Source organism: Paracidovorax oryzae ATCC 19882, assembly GCF_000687165.1.
Classification (GTDB): domain Bacteria; phylum Pseudomonadota; class Gammaproteobacteria; order Burkholderiales; family Burkholderiaceae_C; genus Paracidovorax; species Paracidovorax oryzae.
In genome coordinates this window covers 304,350-327,979 of record NZ_JMKU01000001.1, presented here as the reverse complement: position 1 = coordinate 327,979, position 23,630 = coordinate 304,350, and the positions used below count along the sequence as shown (strand labels likewise).

Here is a 23,630-nt window from a genome sequence, read left to right as displayed (position 1 = left end):
GCGGTTCCTTTTCAGCGCTTCGACGCGAGCTTGCGCTTGATCTGGGGAATCACCAGGGCGATCGTCACCAGCACCGCCGTCACCAGGTTCAGGTCCTGCGCCTTCAGCCCGATGAAGTCGCTGTTGAGCGCCAGCGCGATGAAGAAGCGATAAACGATGGCGCCGATGACGACGGCGAGCGTGGCCCACACCAGCCGGCGCGAGGGCAGGATGCTCTCGCCCACGATCACGGCGGCCAGGCCGATCACGATGGTGCCGATGCCCATGGAGATGTCCGAGCCGCCCTGCGTCTGCGCGAAGAGCGCGCCGGCGAGCGCCACCAGTGCGTTCGACACGGCCATGCCCAGCAGCACCATGGCGCCGGTGTTCACGCCCTGGGCGCGGGCCATGCGGGCGTTGGAGCCGGTGGCGCGGATGGCGAGGCCCCGTTCGGTGGCGAAGAACCAGTCCATGGCCAGCTTGGCGGCGACCACGATCACCAGCAGCAGGGCGGGGCGGGCGATGTAGTCGGCCAGGCCCTCGGGCTGCAGCAGCGTGAAGAGGGTCGGATCGTTGATGAGCGGTACGTTGGGCCCGCCCATGATGCGCAGGTTGATCGAGTAGAGCGCGATCATCATCAGGATGCTGGCCAGCAGGTCCATGATCTTGAGCCGGACGTTGAGCCAGCCGGTGACGAGGCCGGCCGCCGCGCCTGCCGCGGTGGCCGCGAGCGTGGCCACGTAGGGGTTGGTGCCCGTGGAGATGAGCACGGCGCATACCGCGCCGCCCAGCGGGAAACTGCCGTCCACCGTCAGGTCGGGAAAGCGCAGCAGCCTGAATGAAATGAAGACGCCCAGCGCGACCAGGCTGAAGATCAGCCCGATCTCGACGGCGCCGAGCAGGGAAAAGAGGGACATGGCGGGTGGGGCTTCGGGAAAAACGAAACAGGAGCCGAAGCTCCTGCGGTCGGGGCGACGTTCCCGGCACGGGGCCGGGAACCGCACCTTACTTCACGATGTGGGCGGCGGACTTCACGAATGCGTCGGAGAGCTTCACGCCCTGCTTCTCGGCCGCGCCGGGGTTCACCGTGAGTTCCAGCTTGGTGCTGATCTCCGGCTTGATGTCGCCGGGCTTTTCGCCCTTGAGCACGCGCACCACCATGCGGCCGGTCTGCTCGCCCAGGTCGCGGTAGTTGATGCCGAAGGAGGCGATGGCACCGCGCTTGACGCTGTCGGCATCGGCCGCCACCAGGGGCAGCTTGGCCTCCTGGCCGACCTTGACCAGCGATTCATAGGCCGACACCACGTTGTTGTCGGTGCTGGTGTAGATCACGTCGGCCTTGCCGATCAGGCTGCGCGCGGCGCTGCCCACGTCGACCGAGCGGGGCGCGGCGGCCTCGACCAGCGTCATGCCCATTTTGGGCAGCAGGGCCTTGAGCTCCTTGACCACCACGGCGGAATTGGCCTCTCCGGGGTTGTAGACCACGCCGACGCGCTTGGCGTTCGGCACGACCTGCTTGACCAGCTCCATCTGCTTGTCGAGTGCCAGCAGGTCGGACACGCCCGTCACGTTGGTCTTGCTGGGTTCCCAGTCCTTCACCAGCTTGGCGGCGACCGGATCCGTCACGGCGGAGAAGACCACTGGCACCGTCTTCGTGGCGGCGACCACGGCCTGGGCCGAGGGCGTGGCGATGGCGACGATGGCGTCGGGCTGGTCGCCCACGAACTTGCGCGCGATCTGCGCGGCCGTGCCGGTGTTGCCCTGGGCGCTCTGGTACTGCCACTTGAGTGTCTTGCCCTCTTCATAGCCGGCGGCCTGGAGGCTCGCCTTCACGCCGTCGCGGATGGCGTCGAGCGCCGGATGCTCCACGATGGCCGTCACGGCCACGGATTTGGGGGCGGAGGCCTGCTGGGCCATCGCTGCGGGGGAGGCGGCCGCGACGGCGGCGGCCACGGCCAGCGCCAGGGCGCCGAACGGATGCTGCTTCATGCTCTAGCTTTCTCGCCGCCAGGCCCGGGACACGGGAACGCCCGAATCCATCGGGTGCTGCATCGCGGGTGGCGGCTGCGGAATGCCCGCCGGGAGGCGGGCGCGTTTCTGGCGACAACGGACCCAGGCCCGCACAGAAACGGATACCGCAGCCTGGAATGTCGAGTGTACCGGCTGCACCATGCGGGTGCGGGGCCTGCCGCGTGGTTCGTTCAGCGCGCCGCGGGCTCGGGCATGGCCGCGTCCGCCTGGGGCACCCACAGGATGCGGCGCATGTCCACGCCCAGCGCCCGTGCCCGGGCCAGCAGCCGCTCGCGCACCGCCATGGGCAGCGTGGGCGTGCGCGAAAGAATCCAGAGCGCGTCCAGGCGCGGGCCCACCACCATGGCCCAGCGGTAGTCCTCGTCCAGCGCGGCCACGAAGTAGCCGGCATAGAACGGGCCGAAGAAGGACACCTTCAGGGCGGCCGTGGACGTATCGCCCAGGAACAGGGCGCGGCCCTCGGCCTCGCGCCAGCGGCGGCGGTCCGGGTCGTAGCCGCGGTTCACGACGCGCAGGCTGCCGTCGCCCCGGCGGCTGTAGTGGGCGCTGGTGCGGATCAGGCCGCGCTCGAATCGCTGGTCGATGCGTGCCACCTCGTACCAGTGGCCCGCGTAGCGGTCCACGTTGAAGTGCTGCACCGGCTGCACGCCCGGCGGCGGGCGCAGGGCCGAGCGCAGGTAGAGAGCCGCCGCGCCGGCGGCAGCGGCCACGGTGGCGGCCGCTGCCCAGGGCACGATCGGGCGGCGGCGCTGGGTGGTGTAGTGCTGGAGGTCGGGACGGGGCATGGCGGTTCGGGGCTCCTGGCGGAACCGGCAGGAAATGCGGACCTCCGCGAGTCTGGCCCGCGGAACCGGCGCACCCTGTAGGCCGGAGGCCAACGGGCGGGTCGGAACGGCGGCTGCCCGCCGCCGCCTGGGCCCCGCGCCTTACATGCCCGAGTAGTTCGGTCCGCCGCCGCCTTCGGGCGTGACCCACACGATGTTCTGCGTCGGATCCTTGATGTCGCAGGTCTTGCAATGCACGCAGTTCTGCGCGTTGATCTGCAGCCGCTGCGCATTGCCGCCCTGCGTCTCGTCCGGCACGAACTCGTACACCGCCGCAGGGCAGTAGCGGGCCTCGGGGCCGGCGTATTTCGCGAGGTTGATGTTCACCGGCACGCTGGGGTCCTTCAGCGTGAGGTGGGCCGGCTGGTTCTCCGCATGGTTGGTGTTGCTGATGAACACGCTGGAGAGCCGGTCGAAGGTGAGCTTGCCGTCGGGCTTGGGGTAGGCGATGGGCTTGCACTCGGCCGCGGGCTTCAGGTAGGCGTGGTCGGGCTTGTCGCGGTGCAGCGTCCAGGGGATGTTGCCCTTGAGCACGAACTGCTCGATGCCGTTCATCAGCGTGGCCGTGACCAGGCCCTTCTTGAACCAGGCCTTGAAGTTGCGCGCCTTGTTGAGCTCTTCGTGCAGCCAGCTGTTCTCGAAGGCCTGCGGGTAGGCCGTGAGTTCATCGTGCTGGCGGCCGGCGCGGATCGCGTCGTAGGCGGCCTCGGCGGCCAGCATGCCGGTCTTGATGGCGGCATGGCTGCCCTTGATGCGGCTCACGTTCAGGAAGCCGGCGTCGCAGCCCACCAGCGCCCCGCCGGGGAACACGAACTTCGGCAGCGATAGCAGGCCGCCGGCCGTGATGGCGCGCGCGCCGTAGCCGATGCGCTTGGCCGGCTTGATGCCCTTGGACTCGTCGCCTTCCAGGTAGTAGCGGATGTTGGGATGGGTCTTCCAGCGCTGGAATTCCTCGAACGGGCTCAGGTAGGGGTTGGAATAGTCCAGTCCGGTGATGAAGCCCAGCGTGACCTTGTTGTCTTCCGCGTGGTAGAGGAAGGCGCCGCCGTAGGTGTCTGCATCCATGGGCCAGCCGGCGGTGTGCATCACGAAGCCGGGCTGGTGCACCTTGGGATCGATTTCCCACAGTTCCTTCACGCCGATGCCGTAGGTCTGCGGGTCGCGGCCCTCGTCGAGCTTGTAGCGGGCGATGATCTGCTTGCCCAGGTGCCCGCGCGCGCCTTCGGCGAACAGGGTGTACTTGGCGTGCAGTTCCATGCCCAGCTGGAAGTCGCCCGTGGGCTCGCCGTCCTTGCCCACGCCCATGTTGCCGGTGGCCACGCCCTTGACGGAGCCGTCCTCGTTGTAGAGCACTTCGGCGGCAGGGAAGCCCGGGAAGATCTCCACGCCCAGCTCCTCGGCCTGCGCTGCGAGCCAGCGCACCACGTTGCCCAGGCTGACGATGTAGTTGCCGTGGTTCTGGAAGCAGCCCGGCAGCAGGAAGTTGGGAGTTCGCCAGGACGATTTCTCGCCCAGGAAGATCATGGCGTCTTCCGTCACCTGCTGCTTCAGGGGCGCGCCGCGCTCCTTCCAGTCGGGGAACAGCTCGGTGAGCGCGCGCGGGTCCATGATGGCGCCCGAGAGGATGTGCGCGCCCGGCTCGGAGCCTTTTTCGAGCACCACCACCGACACGTCCTGCCCGTTCGTGGCGGCCATCTGCTTGAGCCGGATGGCCGCCGAGAGCCCGGCGGGGCCGCCGCCGACCACGACCACGTCGTATTCCATGGCCTCTCGCGGACCGTACTGGGCAAGGATTTCGTCTTTCGTCATGGGTTGTCTCGTCTCGGCATTTGATAATCGAACGATGTCGCGTCCAGGGCGTGGGGCCCCGCGCGGGCGCTGTGCGGCCCATTGTATGCACCCGGGGCGCAACAATCGAACGATCGTTCTTTTTTCTTTCTTCCGGAGGCTGTTTCCATGGCATACACCATTGATCTGTCGGGCCGCGTGGCCCTGGTGACGGGCGCTTCGAGCGGCCTGGGCGAACAGTTCGCCCGCACCCTGGCGCGCGCGGGGGCCGGCGTGGTGCTGGCCAGCCGGCGCATGGAAAAGCTCAAGGCCCTGCGGGCGCGCATCGAGGGGGAGGGCGGCGATGCCCACGTGGTCGAGCTGGACGTGACCGACCACGATTCCATCAAGGCCGCCGTGGCCCATGCGGAGACCGAGATGGGCTCCATCGACATCCTCGTGAACAATTCGGGCGTCTCCACCACCCAGCGCATCCAGGACGTCACCCCGGACGACTTCGATTTCGTCTTCGACACCAACGTGCGCGGCGCCTTCTTCGTCGCGCAGGAGGTGGGCAAGCGCATGCTGGCGCGCTCGCGCGGCGCCGCGCCGGGCAGCTTCACGGGAGGGCGCATCATCAACATCGCCTCCATGGCCGGCCTCAAGGTGCTGCCGCAGATCGGCGCCTACAGCATGAGCAAGGCAGCCGTGGTGCACATGACCCGCGCCATGGCCCTGGAATGGGGGCGCTTCGGCATCAACGTGAACGCGATCTGCCCGGGCTACATCGATACCGAGATCAACCACCACCACTGGCAGACCGAGCAGGGCCGCAAGCTCGTGGACATGCTGCCGCGCAAGCGCGTGGGCGAACCGCGCGACCTGGACGCGCTCATCGTCATGCTGGCCAGCGACCAGAGCCATTTCGTGAACGGGGCGGTGATCGCGGCCGACGACGGTTTCGGCGCCTGATGCTGGCCGGCATCCTCGCGGGGCTCGCCGCGGGCGCGCTCTGGGGGCTGGTCTTCATCGCGCCGCGCCTCGCATCGGGATTCGCGTCCGTGGACCTCACGGCCGGCCGGTTCGTCGCCTACGGCGCGGTCGCGGCGGGCATGGTGCTCTGGAGCATGGTGCGCCGCCGGGCCGGCCAGCCGCGGCGCCTGCCCACCCTGCGGCAGGCCGGCGCCGCGCTCTGGCTGAGCGTTCTCGGATTCACGGGCTACTACCTGCTGCTGGTGCTGGCGATCCGTGATGCCGGCGCGGCGCTGCCGGCCCTCATCATCGGCACGATCCCCGTCTGGGTCATGGTGCTGGGCAAGCCCCACGGGCTGCGCTGGGGCGCGCTGGACCCCGGGCTGCTGCTCACCATCGCGGGCATCGTGCTCATGGCCTGGACGCCGCATGGCACCGGCGCCACGCAGGGCGCTGCCGCATCACCCACCTTCTGGCGCGGCATCGGCATCGCCCTGGTGGCGCTGGTGTTCTGGACCGCCTTCGCGATCTTCAATGCGCGCTGGCTCCAGCGGCATCCGGAGGTCGGCGCCACGGACTGGGCCAACTGGCTGGGCCTGGCCACCGGCCTGGGCGGCGTGCTGCTCTGGCTCGTGGCGGGCAGCCCCCTGTCCGCCATCGCGGCGCGGCCCGGCATCGGCACCTTCGCGGCCGTGTGCGCGGCCATCGGCTTCGGATCGAGCTGGCTGGCGACCATCCTCTGGAACGTGGCGAGCCAGCGGCTGCCTGCCAGCCTGTGCGGCCAGCTGATCGTGAGCGAGACGCTGTTCGCCCTCGTGTACTCCTTCGCGCTCGAAGGCCACTGGCCCGCGCCCCTGCAATGGGCCGCCTGCGCGCTTTTCACGCTGGGCATCCTGGCATCCATCAACGCCCACCGGTGAGCGGTTGCCGAGCGTAACCAGTTGCCTGGCGGTGCAAGCAGGAATTGCAGATTCCATTTTTCAGCTATAAAAAATGTAGCTTGAAACATTGTGGATTCGGTTGCTATACGCCGATTAATCCAAAGGTTGCAAATTCCACCCATCGGAAAATTTGATGGCCGCCATAGTTCAGGCCCTCTTGCTGCCGAGCTATCCGCACCCCGATGATTCGCTCCGTTTTCTTACCAACCACGGAGTGGAGTCGTCCCATGAAATTCCAGAGACTTGTGACCGCAGCCGTCGTGCTGCATGCGGCCATGGCGCCGGCCGCGTTCGCGCAATCGGTGCTCACGCGCGACAACGGAGCGCCGGTCGGCGACAACCAGAACTCGCAGACGGCGGGTCCGAACGGGCCCAGCCTGCTGCAGGACGTGCAGCTGATCCAGAAGCTCCAGCGCTTCGACCGCGAGCGCATCCCCGAGCGCGTGGTGCACGCCCGCGGCACGGGCGTGAAGGGCGAGTTCACCGCGTCCGAAGACATCTCCGCGCTGACCCGCGCCAAGCTCTTCCGCCCCGGCGAGCGCACCCCCGTGTTCGTGCGCTTCTCGTCCGTGGTGCACGGCAACCATTCGCCCGAGACGCTGCGCGACCCGCGCGGCTTCGCCACCAAGTTCTACACGTCCGAAGGCAACTGGGACCTCGTTGGCAACAACTTCCCCACCTTCTTCATCCGCGACGCGATCAAGTTCCCCGACATGGTCCATGCGTTCAAGCCCGATCCGCGCAGCAACCTGGACGACGATTCCCGCCGCTTCGACTTCTTCTCGCACGTGCCCGAGGCCACGCGCACGCTCACGCTGCTCTACTCGAACGAAGGCACGCCTGCGGGCTACCGCTTCATGGACGGCAACAGCGTGCATGCCTACAAGTTCGTGAACGCCCAGGGCCAGGTGCACTACGTCAAGTTCCACTGGAAAAGCCTGCAGGGCCTGAAGAACCTCGATCCGAAACAGGTCGAGCAGGTGCAGGGCAAGGACTACAGCCACATGACGAACGACCTGGTGAATGCCATCCGCCAGGGCGACTTTCCCAAGTGGGACCTGTACATCCAGGTGCTCAAGCCCGAAGACCTCGGCAAGTTCGACTTCGATCCGCTGGACGCCACCAAGATCTGGCCGGGCATTCCCGAGCGCAAGATCGGCCAGATGGTCCTGAACAAGAACGTGGACAACTTCTTCCAGGAGACCGAACAGGTGGCGATGGCGCCGGCCAACATCGTGCCCGGCATCGAACCGTCTGAAGACCGCCTGCTGCAGGGCCGCGTGTTCTCGTATGCCGACACGCAGCTCTACCGCGTCGGCACCAACGGCCTGTCCCTGCCCGTGAACCGCCCCCGCGTCGCGGTGAACAACGGCAACCAGGACGGCACCCTGAACACCGGCCACACCGCCAGCGGCGTGAACTACGAGCCCAGCCGCCTGGAGCCGCGCCCGCAGGATCCCACCGCGCGCTACAGCCAGCTGCCGCTCACGGGCACGACCCAGCAGGCGAAGATCGCGAAGGAGCAGAACTTCAAGCAGGCCGGTGACCTGTACCGCAGCTACGGCAAGAAGGAGCAGCAGGACCTGATCCAGAGCTTCGGCGAATCCCTCGCGGGCGCCGATGCGGAGAGCAAGCACATCATCCTGTCGTTCCTCTACAAGGCCGATCCCGAATACGGCACGGGCGTGGCCCGCGTGGCCAGGGGCGACCTGGCGCGCGTGAAGCAGCTCGCCGCCGCGCTGCAGGACTGATATCGCGGCGTTCCACGAAGCCGGCCGCGCGCCACGCCGGTGGCGGCCGGCACCTTGCGAAGGAGGATTCCATGCGCAGCCTTTGCCTTCCGGCCTGGTGCCTGGCCGCGGGCCTCGCGGCCTGTGCCCCGGCCCTGGCGGCCCCGGCCGCCCCCGAAGCTCCGCCGCCCCGGGCAGCAGCCCCTGCCGCTGGCGATGCAAACCAGGATCCCGCCCGGCTGCAGGCGCAGTTGCGGCAGTATCTTTTCGACGCCGCACGCCAGGGGCGCACGGACATGGTGGGCGAGTTCGTGGCTGCGGGCTACGACCTGAACGTGCGCGACGAGAAGGGGTACACGCCGCTCATCCTCGCCGCCTACCACGGCCACCGCGAGGTGGTCGAGCAATTGCTGAAGGCCGGTGCCGATCCCTGCGTGCAGGACAAGCGCGGCAACACCGCCCTGATGGGCGCCATCTTCAAGGGCGAACTCGCGATCGCCCGCCGCCTTGTGGAGACGGCCTGCGCACCGGACCAGCGCAACAACGCGGGCCAGACAGCCGCGATGTATGCGGCGCTCTTCCAGCGCACCGAACTGCTGCGGGACCTCGCCGCGAAGGGGGCGGACCTCGGCGCGCGGGATGCCCGGGGCAACGGCATCGCCGAGCTGCAGCGCGGCGAGTTCGCCGCCACGCGCTGAGCCCCGTCAGGCGGCCCGGGCGGCCGGACCCACGGTGCGCAGCCGGTCGGCATTCGCCGCGAGCCAGCCTTGCGCCAGTTCCGCGGCCCCGGGTGCGGCATGCTCCCGGTCGGGGTGGAAGTCCCGGCTCAGGTAGCGCAGCAGCGCCGGCAGGCTCCGCCAGGCGACGCCGTCGCGGCCCCAGAACATCCCCACCGCGCTCACCCACGTACCCGGGCGCCACAGGCTGCCGTCGCTGCGCAGGTTCACGAGGGTCTGGCGCACCGAGTCCACCATGAACACCATGCCGACATAGAGGTACCAGCGCACCCGCCAGTCGTGGCGGCCGCCGAGGGCCTCGTAGAGCGCGAAAGCCACGGCACGGTGCTCAGTTTCCTCCGCCGCGTGCCAGCGCCAGATGGTCTGCATCTGCGGATCGGCACCTTCCAGCCAGCGCGGATAGCGCAGCGTGCCATCCGCCAGCAGGGCGGTGAAATGTTCATAGGCGCAGGTGATGGCCAGCGCATGCATCGGATTGCCCGTGCGCTCGTGCAGGCGGGCGATGCGCGCCCGCGCCCGGTGCTGCCACTGGTTGTCCAGTCCCTGGCGCTCCAGTTCGGCGTTGTAGAGGCCGTGGATGTGGCGGTGCGTGGCCTCCTGGCCGACGAAGCCGCGCACCATGGAGCGGAGCGCGTCGTGGTCGGGGCGGCCGGCCTCGAGCCGCTCGGCGGCGGCACGCACCGAGTCGATGAAGAACTGTTCGCCCACCGGGAAGCTCATCGACAGCGCATTGAAGAACTGGGAGCGGAACGCATCCCCCCCGTGCCAGTGGCGCGGGAAGCCCTGCGCCAGGTCCACGGCGAGCTTGCGCACCGGCAGCACGGCCGTGCTATGGAGTCCGGGGCGGGCAGGGGCTGGGGTGTTCATGGGCGGTCCTTTCGTCAAAGCCGCGCAGTGCCATCGTGGTTGCGGCGTTGCGCATTTCTGAGCATTATTCAGTTTTCAACCGCGTGTGCTACTCGCCTGGCGCTCAGATTTTTCCCCATGGCCACGAAACGAACGTCCCCCTCCGCGAGCCCCGTGGGCATGCGGCGCCAGCCCACCCAGGAGCGCGCACGGCAGACCATCGAGGCCATCTTCGGAGCCACTGCTCAGATTGTGGAAAACGAGGGCGACACCGCCCTGACCACCAACCGCATCGCCCAGGTGGCGGGGGTGTCCATCGGCACGCTCTACCAGTACTTCCCGTCCAGGGAGGCCGTGCTGCTGGCGATGGTGGAGCGCGAGCGCGAACGGGTGCAGCGCGAACTGCAGCAGATGCTGGACGACGCGCTGGCCCGGCAGCGGCCCGTGCGCGAGGTGGTGCAGGACATGGTGCGGCTGCTGGTGTCGGCCTTCGGCATGGGGGGGCAGTCGCGCGTGCGGCGCGCCATGGTGCGCCTGGGCTGGCGGGTTGACCAGCACGACCGCTTCACCGCGGCGCTGCGTGAAGGCGCCGAGCGCAATGCCATGGTGCTGGCCCGGCTGGTGGAGGCCGGCGATGCCTCCGTGCGACCGCCCACGCCGGCCATGATGTTCGTGGCCACGCGCGCGGTAATGGGCGCGATCCGCAGCGCATCGCTGGAGAATTCGCTGCTGCTCGGCCAGCCGGCGTTCGAGGACGAACTGGTGCGCATGCTCTGGGGGCTGCTGCGCGTCGAAGACTGACCGCGGGGGAGGGGGCTCGTCAGCGCTGCCGCGGCACCCGGCCCATCAGGTAGAACTCCGGATTGGGCTGCATGCCCGCGAAGCTGGCCATGCGGTTGGAGAGCCCGAAGAACGCCGTGATGGCGGCGATGTCCCAGATGTCCTCGTCGTCGAAGCCGTGGGCGTGCAGCGCGGTGAAGTCCTCCTCGCCGATCGCCTGCGACTGCTGGCAGACCTTCATGGCGAAATCGAGCATGGCGCGCTGGCGCGGCGTGATGTCGGCCTTGCGGTGGTTCACGGCCACCTGGTCGGCCACGAAGGGCTTCTTTTCATAGATGCGCAGCAGAGCACCGTGCGCCACGACGCAGTACAGGCACTGGTTGGCCGCGCTGGTGGCGGTGACGATCATCTCGCGGTCGCCCTTGGTGAGCGAGCCTTCCTCCTTGAGCATCAGCGCGTCGTGGTAGGCGAAGAAGGCACGCCACTCGGCGGGCCGGCGCGCGAAGGCCAGGAACACGTTCGGGATGAAACCGGCCTTTTCCTGCACTTCGAGGATGCGGGCCTGGATGTCCTCGGGCAGCGTGTTCAGTTCGGGAAGGGGATAGCGGCTCACGGTGGTCGTCTCCTGTCGTCGTTCGAATCGGGTGGTGAGCGAAAACGGTATCACGGATGCCAGTGGCTCGCGCGCACGCCGGTGGCGCCAGGCGCCGCCGCGCTGCCGGCCAGCGCGTACGACAACTGGTTGGCCGCCGCGACCACGGTCTGCGCGAGCGCCTCGAGCTTTTCCGGCTGCAGGCGCGATGCGGGCCCCGAGATGCACACCGAGCCCAGCAGCCGCCAGTGCATCCCGAACACCGGCGCGGAGACCGTGGCCACGCCCTGTTCGCGCTCACCAATGGACCAGTGGTATCCACGCTGGCGGATGCGTTCGTACTCCGGGCCGGGCGCGCCGGAGAAAGCCAGGATCACGCGGCCCGGCGAGCCCCTGTCCAGCGGAAGGCCTTCGCCCATGCGGGCATGGTGCCGCAGGGCCTGGGGGCCCTCCACGCGCACGAGGCAGGTGCGGACCTCTCCCTCCCGCACATAGAAAGCCGCGCTCTCCCCGGTGGACTGGGTAAGCGCGCGCAGCGCCGGCTCGAGCACGTTCTGCACGTCGAACCCGGCCTGGTAGCGCGCCCCCAGCCAGCCCGCGGCGGGCCCGAGCCGCCAGTCGCCGTCCTCGCGCTGCACCAGGTAGCCGGACTGCGCCAGGGTGCGCGCGAGCCGCAGCACCGTGGTCTTGTGCAGCGCGCACCGCCGGCTCAGCTCGGCCAGCGACAGCTGCGACTCGCCCAGGGCGAATGCCGCGAGCACCTGCAACGCGCGCGTGACGGCGGTGACGCCGCCGTCGCGGGAGGGAGCGGGCGATTCCGCGTCGACGGACGTGGGCCGGGGTTGCGTGGAGGGGTTGCTCATGGTAGTACGCGTTGCGTTGTGCGAAACGGCATTGTATGCAGCGAAACGTTTTTCTAAAGTCGCATCACGCCGGGCATCCAACGCCACGGCGCCGGGCCGACAAACACAACGGAGACAACCGACATGCATTTCCTTCCGGCTTCCCGCCTTGCCGTGCCGCGCCGCGGCGTCCTGCTGCTGGCCCTGGCCGCCGCCGCCGTGTGCGCCGGCGGCGGCGTGCACGCCCAGGCCGCCTATCCGAACAAGCCCATCCGCCTCATCGTGCCGTTCCCTCCGGGCGGCGGCACGGACATGATCGCGCGCACCGTGGCGCAGAAGCTCACCGATCAGCACAAGTGGAACGTGGTGGTGGACAACCGGCCTGGCGCCGGGGGCAACCTGGGTGTGGACGCTGCAGCCAAGGCGGCGCCGGACGGCTACACGCTCGTCATGGGCCAGACCAGCAACCTGGCCATCAACCCCTCGCTCTACGCCAAGCTGCCGTACGACCCGCTCAAGGACCTGGTGCCCGTGGCGCTGGTGTCGTCCGCGCCGATCGTGATGGCCGCACCCGCCGGCTCGCCCTACAAGACCTTCGCCGACGTGGTGGCCGCCGCCAAGGCCAAACCCGACGGCATCACGCTGGGCTATTCCGGCAACGGCACCGTGGCCCACCTGGCCGGAGAACTGGCCGAGAAGGCCGCCGGCATCCAGCTGCGCCACGTGCCCTACAAGGGCGCCTCGCAGGCCATGACGGACCTGGTGGGCGGGCAGATCGACCTGTACATGTCGGCCGTGCCCACGTTGCTGGGCCAGGTGCGCAACGGCAAGCTGCGGGCCATCGCCATCACCTCCCTCAAGCGCTCGGCCCAGTTGCCCGACACGCCCACGCTGGCCGAGTCCGGCTACAAGGATTTCGAGGCTGCCTCGTGGTACGGCGTGCTGGCGCCCGCGGGCACCCCCGCGCCCATCGTGCAGACGCTCAACAAGGCCATCAACCAGGCGCTGGCCCAGCCGGACGTGGCCGAAAAGCTCAAGTCCGAAGGCGGAGACGTGCTGGGCGGCACGCCGGAGAAGTTCAGCGCACTGCTGAAGGCCGAAGTGCCCCGCTGGGCGAAGATCGTCAAGGACTCCGGCGCCAGCCTCGACTGATTCCGTCCGCTGCAATCCGACGCCGACGCATGACGCTCGCCATGGCCCGCGACGACAGCCCCGCCACGCCCGTGCGCTTCTCGGCCGGCACTGCCGCGCCCTGCACGCCGGTGCCTGCGGGCGCCTGCGATTGCCACGTCCACCTCTATGACAGCCGTTTTCCGGCCGACCCCGCGGCCCGCCTGCGGCCGCCGGACGCAGGCGTGCAGGACCTGCGCGCGCTGCAGCGGCGCATCGGCAGCACGCGCGCCGTGCTGGTCACGCCCTCCACCTACGGCACCGACAACCGCTGCATGCTGGAAGGACTGGCTGCGCTGGGCGCCGATGCGCGCGGCGTGGCGGTGATCGGCGGCCACGAGAGCGATGCCGAGCTGCTGCGCCTGCACGAAGCCGGCGTGCGCGGCGTGCGGCTCAACCTGTCGCTGGGCGTGTCGGGCACGGTGGATTCCCTGCTGCCGCTGGCACGGCGCATCGCGCCGCTCGGCTGGCATCTGCAACTGCTGATGGCCCCGGACCTGCTGGCGCAGCTGGCGGGCGTGCTGCGCCAGTTGCCCGTGCCGCTGGTGTTCGACCACTTCGGACGCATTGCGCCCGCGCTCGCCGGCCGCCACCCCGCCCATGCGCTGCTGCTGGAACTGCTGCAGGACGGGCGCGCCTGGATGAAGCTGTCCGGCGGCTACATCGTGAGCGAGCGGCATGCGGTGGACGATCCGGCGCTGGATGCGCTGGCCGCCGGCTACCTGCGTGCGGCGCCGCAGCGCGTGGTCTGGGGCAGCGACTGGCCCCACGCCACGGCCACGGCCGGCGTGCAGCCGCTGCCGGACGACGCGCGGCAGGTCGATCGCCTGGCCGACTGGGCGCGGCAGGCGGGCGATGGTGCTGCGTTGCGGCGCGTGCTGGTGGACAACCCGGCGGCGCTCTACGGCTTCCCTCCCGTGCCGGCCATGCCCTGAACTTTTACAGAAACCACAGAGAGACAAGCCATGACCGACTTCCTTCATCCATCGACATCTTCCCGTGGCGCTGCCGGCATCGGCCGCCGCGGCCTGATCGCCTCCGCGGGTGCGCTGCTGCTGGGTTCCCTGGCCACGGCCCCGGCGCTCGCGCAGTCCGACTGGCCCGCAGGCAAGATCGTCACCTGGGTCGTGCCGTACCCGCCGGGCGGCAGCACCGACGTGCTGGGCCGCACCGTAGCGCAACGCCTGGGCACGGCCCTGGGCACCAACGTGATCGTGGACAACCGCGCGGGCGCCACCGGCACCATCGGCGCTGCCTTCGTGGCCAAGGCCGCGCCGGACGGCTATACCCTGCTCGGCACCTCGATCGGCCCACAGGCCATCGCACCGCACCTGATGGGCAAGCTGCCCTACGACCCCATCGCGGCGTTCGAGCCCGTGGTCACCATCGGCACGATTCCGCACATCCTGGTGGTGGGCGCGGACCAGCCCTTCCAGACCGTGGCAGACCTCGCGGCCGCCGCCAAGGCGCAGCCCGGCCAGCTGGCCTACGCCTCCGGCGGCAACGGCACCATCCTGCAGATGCAGGGTGAACTGCTGCAGCAGCAGACGGGTGCGCGCTTCATCCACGTGCCCTACAAGGGCGACACGCCCGCACTGCAGGACACGCTGGCGGGCCAGGTGCAGTTCATGTTCGCGCCCGTGGCCGCCGCGCTGCCGCACGTGCAGGCCGGCAAGCTGCGCGCGCTGGCCGTCACCTCGGCGCAGCGGCTCAAGGCACTGCCTGCCGTGCCCACCATGGGCGAGGTCGGCATGAAGGACTTCGTGGTCGAGCAATGGCAGGCCGTGTTCGCGCCTGCCAGGACGCCCGCCGCCGTGGTGCAGCGCCTGAACCAGGAAATCAACAAGGCCCTCAAGGACCCGGCCGTCGTGGCCCTCGCCGACAAGCTGGGCGTGACGCTGGTCGGCGGCACGCCCAAGCAACTGGGCGACCTGCAGAAGGCCGACTCCGCCAAATGGGCGAAGGTCATCAAGGACGGAAACATCAAAGCGGAATAACGGGCGCGGTCCGTCTCCTTTTTCTCAACCCAGCGAACATCACCATGAGCCAACTTCCCGAAATCATCCGCGACATCGAGCGCGTGAACGCCGACGTCGTCGCCAGGGCCGCGACCTTCCAGGCCGCCATCCTGGCCGACGTGGCCGGCCGCCGCGGCACCATGCATGCCCGCGTCTCCCCGGTGCACCAGAGCATGAAGGTCGCGGGCCCGGCCTTCACCGTCGAGGTGCGCCCCGGCGACAACCTCATGATCCACGCGGCCATCGCGCTGGCCCAGCCCGGCGACGTGCTCGTGATCGACGGCAAGGGCGACCAGACCGCCGCGCTGATGGGTACGCTGATGCTCAGCGCCTGCAAGAAGCGCGGCCTGGCCGGCGTGGTGGTGGACGGCGCGATCCGCGACAAGCTCGAGCTCCTGGAGCTCGACTTCCCCGTGTTCAGCGCGGGCTTCAACCCCGCCGGCCCGACCAAGTACGTGCCCGGCCGCATCAACCATCCCATCTCCGCCGGCGGCGCCGTGGTGAACCCGGGTGACCTGGTGGTGGGCGATGCCGACGGCGTGGTCGTGATCGAGCGCGCCAAGGCTCCCGCCATGATGGCCCTGGCCGACAAGAAGGTGGCCGACGAGGCTGCCCGCATCGAGGCGATCGCCCGCGGCGACACGGCATCGAAGTGGCTGCCCGCAGCGTTGCGCGCCGCTGGCGTGCTGAAGGAAGGGGAATCGCTGTGAGCGCCGGCACCATTATCGTCACGGGCGCCGACCTGGCGCAGCAGGCACTCGAGCTGCTCGCGAACTTCACGATCGTGTACGCCGGCAAGACGCCGACGGAGGACGACCTGGTCGCCCTGGCCAGGCAGCACGACCCGGTGGCCATCATCGTGCGCTACGGCAAGGTGGGCCCGGCCGTGATGGACGCGGCGCCGTCGCTCAAGGTGATCTCCAAGCACGGCAGCGGCACCGACACCATCGACAAGGTGGCGGCGAAAGCGCGCGGCATCGAGGTGGTGGCCGCCGTGGGCGCCAACGCCGCCGCGGTGGCCGAGCAGGCACTGGCCCTGCTGCTGGCCTGCGCCAAGTCGGTGGTGGAGCTGGATGCCCGCATGCATGCCGGCCACTGGGACAAGGCCACGCACAAGAGCCTGGAGCTGGGCGGCCGCACGGTGGGTCTGGTGGGCCTGGGCGCCATCGGCCTGCGCTTCGCGAAGATGGCCGATGCGCTCGGCATGCGCGTGATCGGCTTCGACCCGTTCGCGAAGAACCTGCCGGACTACGTGCAGAGCGTGCCGCTCGAAACCCTCTGGCGCGAGTCGGATGCGGTGTCGCTGCACTGCCCGCTGACGGAAGAGAACCGCGGCATGCTGAACGCCGAGACGCTCGCCCAGTGCAAGCGCGGCGTGATCGTGGTGAACACCGCGCGGGGCGGCCTGATCGACGAAGCAGCGCTGCTGGAGGCCGTGCGCTCCGGCCAGGTGATGGCAGCAGGCCTGGACAGCTTTGCCGTCGAGCCCATGGCGCCCGGCCATCCGTTCCAGGGCCAGAAGCACTTCATCCTGAGCCCGCACATCGGCGGCGTGACGAGCGACGCCTACGTGAACATGGGCGTGGGCGCGGCGAAGAACCTGCTGGCCGTGCTGGAGCGCGCTGCCGCGGCGGCGTGACCGAAGGGCAGGGCACGGCTGCGTGGCCGTGCCCTGCGCCAGCGACCATTCATCCAACGAGGCTGCGCGCGACGCGGCCCATGACAGGAGACATGCGCATGCATTCCATTTCTGCAGGCACGGGGCGACCCACGCCGGTTCGCTTCACTGCTCTCGTTCCCAAGGCCCTGGCCGCCACGCTTTTTGCCGCCTCGGCCGCCTGCCTCGCGCAGGCAGGCGCCTATCCCGCCAAGCCTGTCAAGCTGGTCGTGGGCTTCGCGGCCGGCGGTCCCACCGATGTGGTGGCGCGCGCCTTCGCCGACCATGCCAGCCGCACGCTGGGCCAGCCGTTCATCATCGACAACAAGCCCGGAGCCAACACCATCCTGGCCGCACAGGCCGTGGCCAGCGCGCCGGCGGATGGCTACACGCTGCTCTTCGGCGCCACCAACCACACGATGATCCCGGGCCTCTACAGCGGGCGGGTGAAGTTCGACGCGGTGAAGTCCTTCAAGCCGCTGTGCACCGTGGCGACCAGCCCCACGGTACTGGTGGTGGGGCAGGGCCTGCCCGTGAAGACGCTGGCCGACTACATGGCCCGCGCCCGCCAGGAGCCGGGCCGCGTCACGGCGGGCACCGCGGGCGTGGGCAGCTCCGGGCACTTCGCCACCGAGATGTTCGCCCGGGCCAATGGACTGAAACTCAACCACGTGCCCTACAAGGGCGCCGCGCCCGTGGTCACGGACCTGATGGGCGGCCAGCTCGACAGCTCGTTCGCCACGCTGGGCTCGGTGCTGCCGCAGATCCGGAGCGGCAAGCTGGCGGCCCTGGCCGTGGCGTCGCCCAGGCGCTCGTCGCTGCTGCCCGACGTGCCCACGTTCGCCGAAGCCGGCGGCGGCAACTACTCCGCCGATGCGTGGTACGGGGTGCTGGCGCCCGCCGGCCTGCCCGAACCCATCGCGCAGCAACTGGAGAAAGTGGCGCGCGAGTTCGCGGGCAGCGCCGCTGCGGCGGAGAAGCTGCGCGGCCTGGGGCTCGATGCCGACTCCACCTGCGGCACGGCCTTCGCCGCGCAGGTCGAACGCGAAGTCGCCACCTACACGCAGATCGCCAAGGACCTGGACCTGAAAGCTGAATGAGCGCAGCTCACGGAAAACACCACCGCAAGGAGACACCATGCACCGTTTCATCAAGCCCCTTGTCGCCGCCGTCGCCCTCGCTGCGGGCCTGGCCCATGCCGCCTTCCCGGAACGGCCGGTCACCATCGTCGTGCCCTATGCCCCGGGCGGCGCGGCCGATGCGGTGGCACGCGTGATCGCCACCCGCATGGGCGCCAGGCTGGGCACCAGCGTGATCGTGGACAACAAGGCCGGCGCGAGCGGGACCATCGGCGCGAGCTTCGTGGCCAAGGCGCCGGCCGACGGGTACACCATGCTCTACGACGCCACGCCGTACTCCATCAACCCGCACCTGTTCCCCAGGATGCCGTATGCGAGCACCGCGCTGCAGCCGCTGTCGCTGGTGCTGCTCGCACCCAACGTGCTGATCGTCAAGGCCGATTCGCCCCTCAGGACCGTGGACGACCTGGTCGCCCGCGCCAAGGCGCAGCCCGGCAAGCTCAACTTCGCCTCGGGCGGCAGCGGCACGGTGCAGCGCCTGGCGGCGGAACTGTTCCGCCAGCAATTGGGCCTGGACATGGTGCATGTCCCCTACAAGAGCGGCGGCCCGGCGATCGCGGACGTGATGGGCGGGCAGGTGGATTTCATGTTCGGCACCGTCGCAGCCACATATCCGCTGATAACGGGAGGCAAGCTGCGGGCACTGGCCGTGTCCGCGCCCGAGCGCTCCAGGCGCCTGCCCGAGGTGCCCACCGTGGCCGAAGCCGCCATTCCCGGATACGAGGCCTACGAATGGAACGGCATGTTCCTGCCCGCCGGCACGCCTGCGCCCGTCGCTGCGCAACTGCAGCAGGCGCTGGCCGAGGTGCTCAAGGAAGACGAGGTGCGCCAGCGACTGACCGACCTGGGCGCGCAGCCCATCGGCTCCACGCCGGCCGAGTTCGCCACCTTCCTGAAGAAGGAAGATGCGAAGTGGGGCGAGGTGGTGCGCAAGGGCAACATCAAACTCGACTAGATCTGGAGCAACCCCCTGAGGCGCGTTGCGCCTTCCCCCTTCTCTCGCCTCGCTGCGCGATGCGGGAAGGGGGACGACGCCAGCGCGGCGGGGCGGCCCTTGCGCGGCGTCTGCTGGCCTGGGCCGCGCCTGTGCAGGGGCCGCGCCCAGGGCTCGCCCGCGGCGGACCGACGATGAAACACGATGAACCTGCCCAAACTTTCTGAACCCGTGCCCCATTCGGTGGGCGTGAAACGGCCGTCGCGCGTGCTGCCCGCGCTGGCCTGCGACAGCCACATGCACGTCTTCGACCGGCGCTTCGCGCCGTCGCCGCATTGGCCCCGCACGCCACCCGATGCGCCGGTGGCCGCGTACCGCCGGCTGCAGCGGCGCCTGGGCACGTCGCGCGCGGTGGTGGTCACGCCGTCCACCTACGGCACCGACAATGCCTGCACGCTCGATGCACTGGACCAGCTGGGCGAGGGCGCGCGGGGCGTGGCCGTGGTCGGGCAGGGCGTTTCCGATGCCGAACTGGCCCGCCTGGCGGCGCGCCGGGTGCGGGGGCTGCGCGTCAACTTCGTCTCCCCGCAGTCCTGGGGCGAGACCACGCCCGGCATGCTGGCCGGCCTGGCGCGGCAGGTGGCCCGCCATCCCCATTGCGTGGGCTGGCACATCCAGGTGTTCGCGCAGCCGGAGCAGATCGTCGCGATGGAGCCGCTGCTGCAGTCCTTGCCCGTGCCGCTGGTCATCGATCACCTGGGGCGCATCGATCCGGCAGAAGGCACCGCGGCCCCGGCGTACACCGTGCTGCGCCGGCTGCTGGACGCCGGCAATACCTGGGTCAAGCTCTCGGGCGCCTATATGCGCTCCGCGGTGCACGGCCCCGGATACGGCGATACGCTTCCCCTGGGGCGCGCGCTCGTGCAGGCCGCGCCGCAGCGGCTGGTGTGGGGCAGCGACTGGCCGCACACCACCGAGGCGCCCGGCACCGTGGACGATGCGGCGCTGGTGGACCTGCTGCGGGCCTGGGCGGGCTCGGACGCCGCCATGGACGCCATCCTGGTGGACAACCCCGCGCGGCTCTACGGCCTTGGCGTTCAAACCTGAGCGCCGCGCGCCTGCGGGCCGATCGACCCCGATCCCAACACCGACGATTTCCAAGGAAAGCGAACCGTTCCATGTTCCTGCTGCAAGCCCCCCAGATCCGTGACCTGGAAACCTTCACGGCCATGCCCGCGTCCCTGCGCCGCCCCGAGCGCAGCGACTGGGCCGACGCCAACCGCGGCGGCACGGTCACCGACTCGTTCCTCGAAGGCCCGGTCTTCGACGACGCCGGCAACCTCTACGTGAGCGACATTCCCTGGGGCCGCATCTTCCGCATCGACCTGCAGGGCGCCTGGAGCCTCGTGGCCGAATACGACGGCGAGCCCAACGGCATGAAGTTCCTCGATGCCGGCACGCTGCTCATCACCGACTACAAGAACGGGCTGATGCGCCTGGACGTCGCCACCGGCCGTGTGTCGCCGTACCTGCAGCGCCGCAACAGCGAGCGCTTCAAGGGCGTGAACGACCTGGTCTTCGACGCCGAAGGCAATCTCTACTTCACCGACCAGGGGCAGAGCGGCCTGCACGACCCGTCCGGGCGCCTCTACCGCCTGCGCCCCAACGGCCAGCTCGACCTGCTGCTGCACAACGTGCCCAGTCCCAACGGCGTGGCGCTCTCCCCCGACGGCCGCGTGCTCTATCTCGCCGTCACGCGCGGCAACTGCGTCTGGCGCGTGCCGTTGCTGCCCGATGGCAGCGTGGCCAAGGTGAGCCAGTTCTTCACGTCCTACGGCCCCAGCGGCCCGGACGGCCTGGCCGTGGACGGGCAGGGGCGGTTGCTCGTCGCGAACCCGGGCCTGGGCGTGGTGTGGGTACTCAACGGGCGCGCCGAACCCGAATGGGTGCTGCGCGGCATTCCCGGCAGTTCCACCACCAATCTCGCCTACGGCGGCGAGGACCGGCGCACGCTCTACGTGACGGATTCCACGCATGGCCGCATCCTGCGCACCACCATGGAGTCGCCCGGCTTGCCGCTGCACCGGTCGATCGCCGGGCCGCGCTGAACGGCGGGCCGGCGCAGGCGCCCCGGAGACGGCACCTGCGCAGCGGTTACCGGCGCGCCACGGTGAAAGTGGAAAGGGCAGGGAAGAGGGCCGAGAGCTGGAGTGGGATGGGATGGTTTTAAAAAGCTATCAAAAGTATGAAATCAATTGATTTTCACTTTCGATGCTTTCCCCATAGGATTGCTCATCCATTCACCAAAAGGAGCGCCCCATGACGCAAGACGCAACCAAGTGCCCGTTCCACGCAGCCGCTGCCAATGGTGGCACGATCAACAAGGACTGGTGGCCCAACCAGCTGCGCCTCGACCTCCTCAGCCAGCATTCGAGCAAGTCCGACCCGCTGGGCGGCTCCTTCAACTATGCCGAGGAGTTCAAGAAGCTGGACTACGAAGGCCTCAAGCGCGACCTGCGCGCCCTCATGACGGATTCGCAGGAATGGTGGCCGGCCGACTTCGGCCACTACGGCCCGCAGTTCGTGCGCATGGCCTGGCATGCCGCCGGTACCTACCGCACGGGGGACGGCCGCGGCGGCGCGGGCCGGGGCCAGCAGCGCTTCGCCCCCCTCAACAGCTGGCCCGACAACGTCAACATCGACAAGTCCCGCCGCCTGCTCTGGCCCATCAAGCAGAAGTACGGCCAGAAAATCTCCTGGGCCGACCTGCTGGTGCTGACCGGCAACGTGGCGCTGGAAACCATGGGCTTCCGCACCTTCGGCTTCGCCGGCGGCCGCGAGGACACCTGGGAACCCGACCAGGACGTGTACTGGGGCAGCGAAAAGACCTGGCTGGGCGGCGATGCGCGCTACGGCAAGGGCACGCCCGGCGACGGCACCCTGGTGGCCGAACCCGCCATGCACGGCCACGAGAAGGAGCGCGTGCTCGAGAACCCGCTGGCCGCCGTGCAGATGGGCCTCATCTACGTGAACCCCGAAGGCCCCGAGGGCAACCCCGACCCGGTGGCCGCCGCCCATGACATCCGCGAGACCTTCGCCCGCATGGCCATGGACGACGAAGAGACCGTCGCGCTGATCGCCGGGGGCCACACCTTCGGCAAGACCCACGGTGCCGGCTCCGCCGACCACGTCGGGCCCGAGCCGGAAGCCGCGGGCCTGGAACAGCAGGGCCTGGGCTGGGCCAGCAGCTTCGGCTCCGGCAAGGCCGGCGACGCCATCACCAGCGGCCTGGAAGTCACCTGGACCAGCACGCCCGCCCAGTGGGGCAACGAATTCTTCGAGAACCTGTTCAAGTTCGAATGGGAACTCACCAAGAGCCCCGCCGGCGCCCACCAGTGGCAGGCGAAGAACGCTCCCGCGACCATCCCCGACGCGCACGACCCGTCGAAGAAGCGCGTGCCGACCATGCTCACGACCGACCTGTCGCTGCGCTTCGATCCCGCCTACGAAAAGATCTCGCGCCGCTTCCTGGAGAACCCCCAGGCCTTCGCCGAAGCCTTCGCCCGCGCCTGGTTCAAGCTGACCCACCGCGACATGGGCCCGCGCGCCCGTTACCTCGGCCCCGAAGTGCCGAAGGAAGAGCTGGTCTGGCAGGACCCGATCCCGGCCGTCACCCACGACCTGGTCGATGCCGCCGACGTGGCCGCGCTGAAAGAACGCGTGCTGGCCTCGGACCTCACCGTGCAGGAGCTGGTCGGCACCGCCTGGGCTTCGGCCTCCACCTTCCGCGGCTCCGACAAGCGCGGCGGCGCCAACGGTGCGCGCATCCGCCTGGCACCCCAGAAGGACTGGGCCGTCAACCAGCCCGATCAACTGGCCCGCGTGCTGGGCGTGCTCGAAGGCATCCAGCGCGAATTCAACAAGGGCGCCGATGGCGACAAGCGCATCTCGCTGGCCGACCTGATCGTGCTGGCCGGCGCTGCCGGCGTGGAGCAGGCCGCCAGGGCTGCCGGCGTGGCCGTGGCCGTGCCCTTCAACCCGGGCCGTGCCGATGCCCGCCAGGACCAGACCGACGTGGAATCGTTCTCCGTGCTCGAGCCGGTGGCCGATGGCTTCCGCAACTACACCAAGGCCCGCTACAGCGTGCCGGCCGAGGTGCTGCTGCTGGACAAGGCCCAGCTGCTGACCCTCACGGCGCCCGAGATGACGGTGCTGGTCGGCGGCCTGCGCGCCATCAACATCAACGTGGGCGGCGCCGCGCACGGCGTGTTCACCGCCACGCCCGGCGCGCTGACGAACGACTTCTTCGCCAATCTGCTGGACATGTCCACCGAGTGGAAGGCCGCGGGCGACCTGTTCGAGGGCCGCGACCGCAAGACCGGCGAGAAGAAGTGGACCGGCACGCGCGTCGATCTGGTCTTCGGCTCCAACGCCGTGCTGCGCTCCCTGGCTGAGGTGTACGCCAGTTCCGACGCGAAGGAGAAGTTTATTAAGGACTTCGTGGCCGCCTGGGCCAAGGTGATGGACCTGGACCGTTTTGATCTGCGCTGACCCATGATCTGCTGATGCGGCTGCCTGGGCCGCCGTCCTCTGCAAAGCCCGCGCCTGGTCACAGGCGGCGGGCTTTTTCCATGGGGGCAGGCCCCGTGGGTGAAGCTGCTGACCTTGCCA

At 69.4% G+C, this 23,630-nt stretch carries 22 protein-coding genes; 15 read left to right on the top strand and 7 right to left on the bottom strand.

Annotation, left to right across the window (positions count from 1 at the left end; all coding sequences use genetic code 11):
* Positions 1 to 11: 11 nt before the first annotated feature.
* The 4 genes from T336_RS0101400 to T336_RS0101385 all read right to left on the bottom strand — a co-directional run bounded on the left by T336_RS0101400 (position 12) and on the right by T336_RS0101385 (position 4,643).
* On the bottom strand, positions 12 to 896 hold the full coding sequence (locus T336_RS0101400; RefSeq protein WP_026431223.1) for an ABC transporter permease: 885 nt from the start codon (positions 894 to 896) through the stop codon (positions 12 to 14).
* Between the two features lie 88 nt (positions 897 to 984).
* Positions 985 to 1,968, bottom strand: coding sequence for an ABC transporter substrate-binding protein (locus tag T336_RS0101395; RefSeq protein ID WP_026431222.1), 984 nt, complete (start codon positions 1,966 to 1,968; stop codon positions 985 to 987).
* A gap of 212 nt (positions 1,969 to 2,180) precedes the next feature.
* Entirely contained in the window at positions 2,181 to 2,795 is a 615-nt protein-coding gene (locus T336_RS0101390; protein WP_019700587.1) for a lipocalin family protein, read from the bottom strand.
* Between the two features lie 141 nt (positions 2,796 to 2,936).
* The gene (locus T336_RS0101385; RefSeq protein WP_026431221.1) at positions 2,937 to 4,643 is read right to left on the bottom strand and encodes an electron transfer flavoprotein-ubiquinone oxidoreductase; all 1,707 of its coding nucleotides are present in this window, start codon (positions 4,641 to 4,643) and stop codon (positions 2,937 to 2,939) included.
* 147 nt (positions 4,644 to 4,790) lie between these two features.
* On the opposite strand from T336_RS0101385, the gene T336_RS0101380 reads away from it, so the two are divergent.
* From T336_RS0101380 to T336_RS0101365, 4 genes are all read left to right on the top strand, one after another.
* Positions 4,791 to 5,573, top strand: a complete 783-nt coding sequence (locus tag T336_RS0101380) for an SDR family oxidoreductase (protein WP_013594558.1) — start codon at positions 4,791 to 4,793, stop codon at positions 5,571 to 5,573.
* A complete protein-coding gene (locus T336_RS0101375; protein WP_026431220.1) occupies positions 5,573 to 6,493 on the top strand; it encodes a DMT family transporter in 921 nt (306 codons plus the stop codon). Before T336_RS0101380 ends, T336_RS0101375 begins: the two co-directional genes overlap by 1 nt.
* Before the next feature lie 248 nt (positions 6,494 to 6,741).
* A complete protein-coding gene (katB, locus tag T336_RS0101370; RefSeq protein WP_026431219.1) occupies positions 6,742 to 8,265 on the top strand; it encodes a catalase KatB in 1,524 nt (507 codons plus the stop codon).
* Between the two features lie 71 nt (positions 8,266 to 8,336).
* Positions 8,337 to 8,942, top strand: coding sequence for an ankyrin repeat domain-containing protein (locus T336_RS0101365; RefSeq protein ID WP_026431218.1), 606 nt, complete (start codon positions 8,337 to 8,339; stop codon positions 8,940 to 8,942).
* Positions 8,943 to 8,948: 6 nt separating this feature from the next.
* Here T336_RS0101365 and T336_RS0101360 read toward each other — a convergent pair whose 3' ends face one another.
* Positions 8,949 to 9,848: a metal-dependent hydrolase gene (locus T336_RS0101360; protein ID WP_026431217.1), complete on the bottom strand. Its 900-nt coding sequence runs from the start codon at positions 9,846 to 9,848 to the stop codon at positions 8,949 to 8,951.
* Positions 9,849 to 9,965: 117 nt separating this feature from the next.
* On the opposite strand from T336_RS0101360, the gene T336_RS0101355 reads away from it, so the two are divergent.
* Positions 9,966 to 10,628: a TetR/AcrR family transcriptional regulator gene (locus tag T336_RS0101355; RefSeq protein ID WP_026431216.1), complete on the top strand. Its 663-nt coding sequence runs from the start codon at positions 9,966 to 9,968 to the stop codon at positions 10,626 to 10,628.
* Positions 10,629 to 10,647: 19 nt separating this feature from the next.
* Here T336_RS0101355 and T336_RS0101350 read toward each other — a convergent pair whose 3' ends face one another.
* Entirely contained in the window at positions 10,648 to 11,220 is a 573-nt protein-coding gene (locus T336_RS0101350) for a peroxidase-related enzyme (RefSeq protein WP_026431215.1), read from the bottom strand.
* Between the two features lie 50 nt (positions 11,221 to 11,270).
* Positions 11,271 to 12,062, bottom strand: a complete 792-nt coding sequence (locus tag T336_RS0101345; RefSeq protein ID WP_026431214.1) for an IclR family transcriptional regulator — start codon at positions 12,060 to 12,062, stop codon at positions 11,271 to 11,273.
* 123 nt (positions 12,063 to 12,185) lie between these two features.
* Between T336_RS0101345 and T336_RS0101340 the strand changes: the two genes are divergently transcribed.
* The 10 genes from T336_RS0101340 to katG all read left to right on the top strand — a co-directional run bounded on the left by T336_RS0101340 (position 12,186) and on the right by katG (position 23,510).
* On the top strand, positions 12,186 to 13,193 hold the full coding sequence (locus tag T336_RS0101340; protein WP_026431213.1) for a Bug family tripartite tricarboxylate transporter substrate binding protein: 1,008 nt from the start codon (positions 12,186 to 12,188) through the stop codon (positions 13,191 to 13,193).
* 29 nt (positions 13,194 to 13,222) lie between these two features.
* Positions 13,223 to 14,146 (top strand): amidohydrolase family protein, encoded by a 924-nt coding sequence (locus T336_RS0101335; RefSeq protein ID WP_209435928.1) that lies wholly within the window; start codon positions 13,223 to 13,225, stop codon positions 14,144 to 14,146.
* Between the two features lie 30 nt (positions 14,147 to 14,176).
* Positions 14,177 to 15,208: a Bug family tripartite tricarboxylate transporter substrate binding protein gene (locus T336_RS0101330; protein WP_051647015.1), complete on the top strand. Its 1,032-nt coding sequence runs from the start codon at positions 14,177 to 14,179 to the stop codon at positions 15,206 to 15,208.
* Between the two features lie 44 nt (positions 15,209 to 15,252).
* Positions 15,253 to 15,939 carry an RraA family protein gene (locus T336_RS0101325; protein ID WP_026431210.1) on the top strand — a complete coding sequence of 229 codons (687 nt, stop codon included), beginning with the start codon at positions 15,253 to 15,255 and terminating at the stop codon, positions 15,937 to 15,939.
* Entirely contained in the window at positions 15,936 to 16,868 is a 933-nt protein-coding gene (locus T336_RS0101320; protein ID WP_019702976.1) for an NAD(P)-dependent oxidoreductase, read from the top strand. Before T336_RS0101325 ends, T336_RS0101320 begins: the two co-directional genes overlap by 4 nt.
* Before the next feature lie 98 nt (positions 16,869 to 16,966).
* Positions 16,967 to 17,986 (top strand): tripartite tricarboxylate transporter substrate binding protein, encoded by a 1,020-nt coding sequence (locus T336_RS0101315; RefSeq protein WP_050858914.1) that lies wholly within the window; start codon positions 16,967 to 16,969, stop codon positions 17,984 to 17,986.
* Positions 17,987 to 18,023: 37 nt separating this feature from the next.
* Positions 18,024 to 18,980, top strand: coding sequence for a tripartite tricarboxylate transporter substrate binding protein (locus T336_RS0101310; RefSeq protein WP_019702978.1), 957 nt, complete (start codon positions 18,024 to 18,026; stop codon positions 18,978 to 18,980).
* A 183-nt stretch (positions 18,981 to 19,163) separates the two neighbouring features.
* Entirely contained in the window at positions 19,164 to 20,066 is a 903-nt protein-coding gene (locus T336_RS0101305; protein WP_026431208.1) for an amidohydrolase family protein, read from the top strand.
* Between the two features lie 71 nt (positions 20,067 to 20,137).
* Positions 20,138 to 21,067, top strand: a complete 930-nt coding sequence (locus tag T336_RS0101300) for an SMP-30/gluconolactonase/LRE family protein (protein WP_026431207.1) — start codon at positions 20,138 to 20,140, stop codon at positions 21,065 to 21,067.
* A gap of 211 nt (positions 21,068 to 21,278) precedes the next feature.
* Entirely contained in the window at positions 21,279 to 23,510 is a 2,232-nt protein-coding gene (katG, locus tag T336_RS0101295; protein WP_026431206.1) for a catalase/peroxidase HPI, read from the top strand.
* The last annotated feature ends 120 nt before the right edge of the window (positions 23,511 to 23,630 follow it).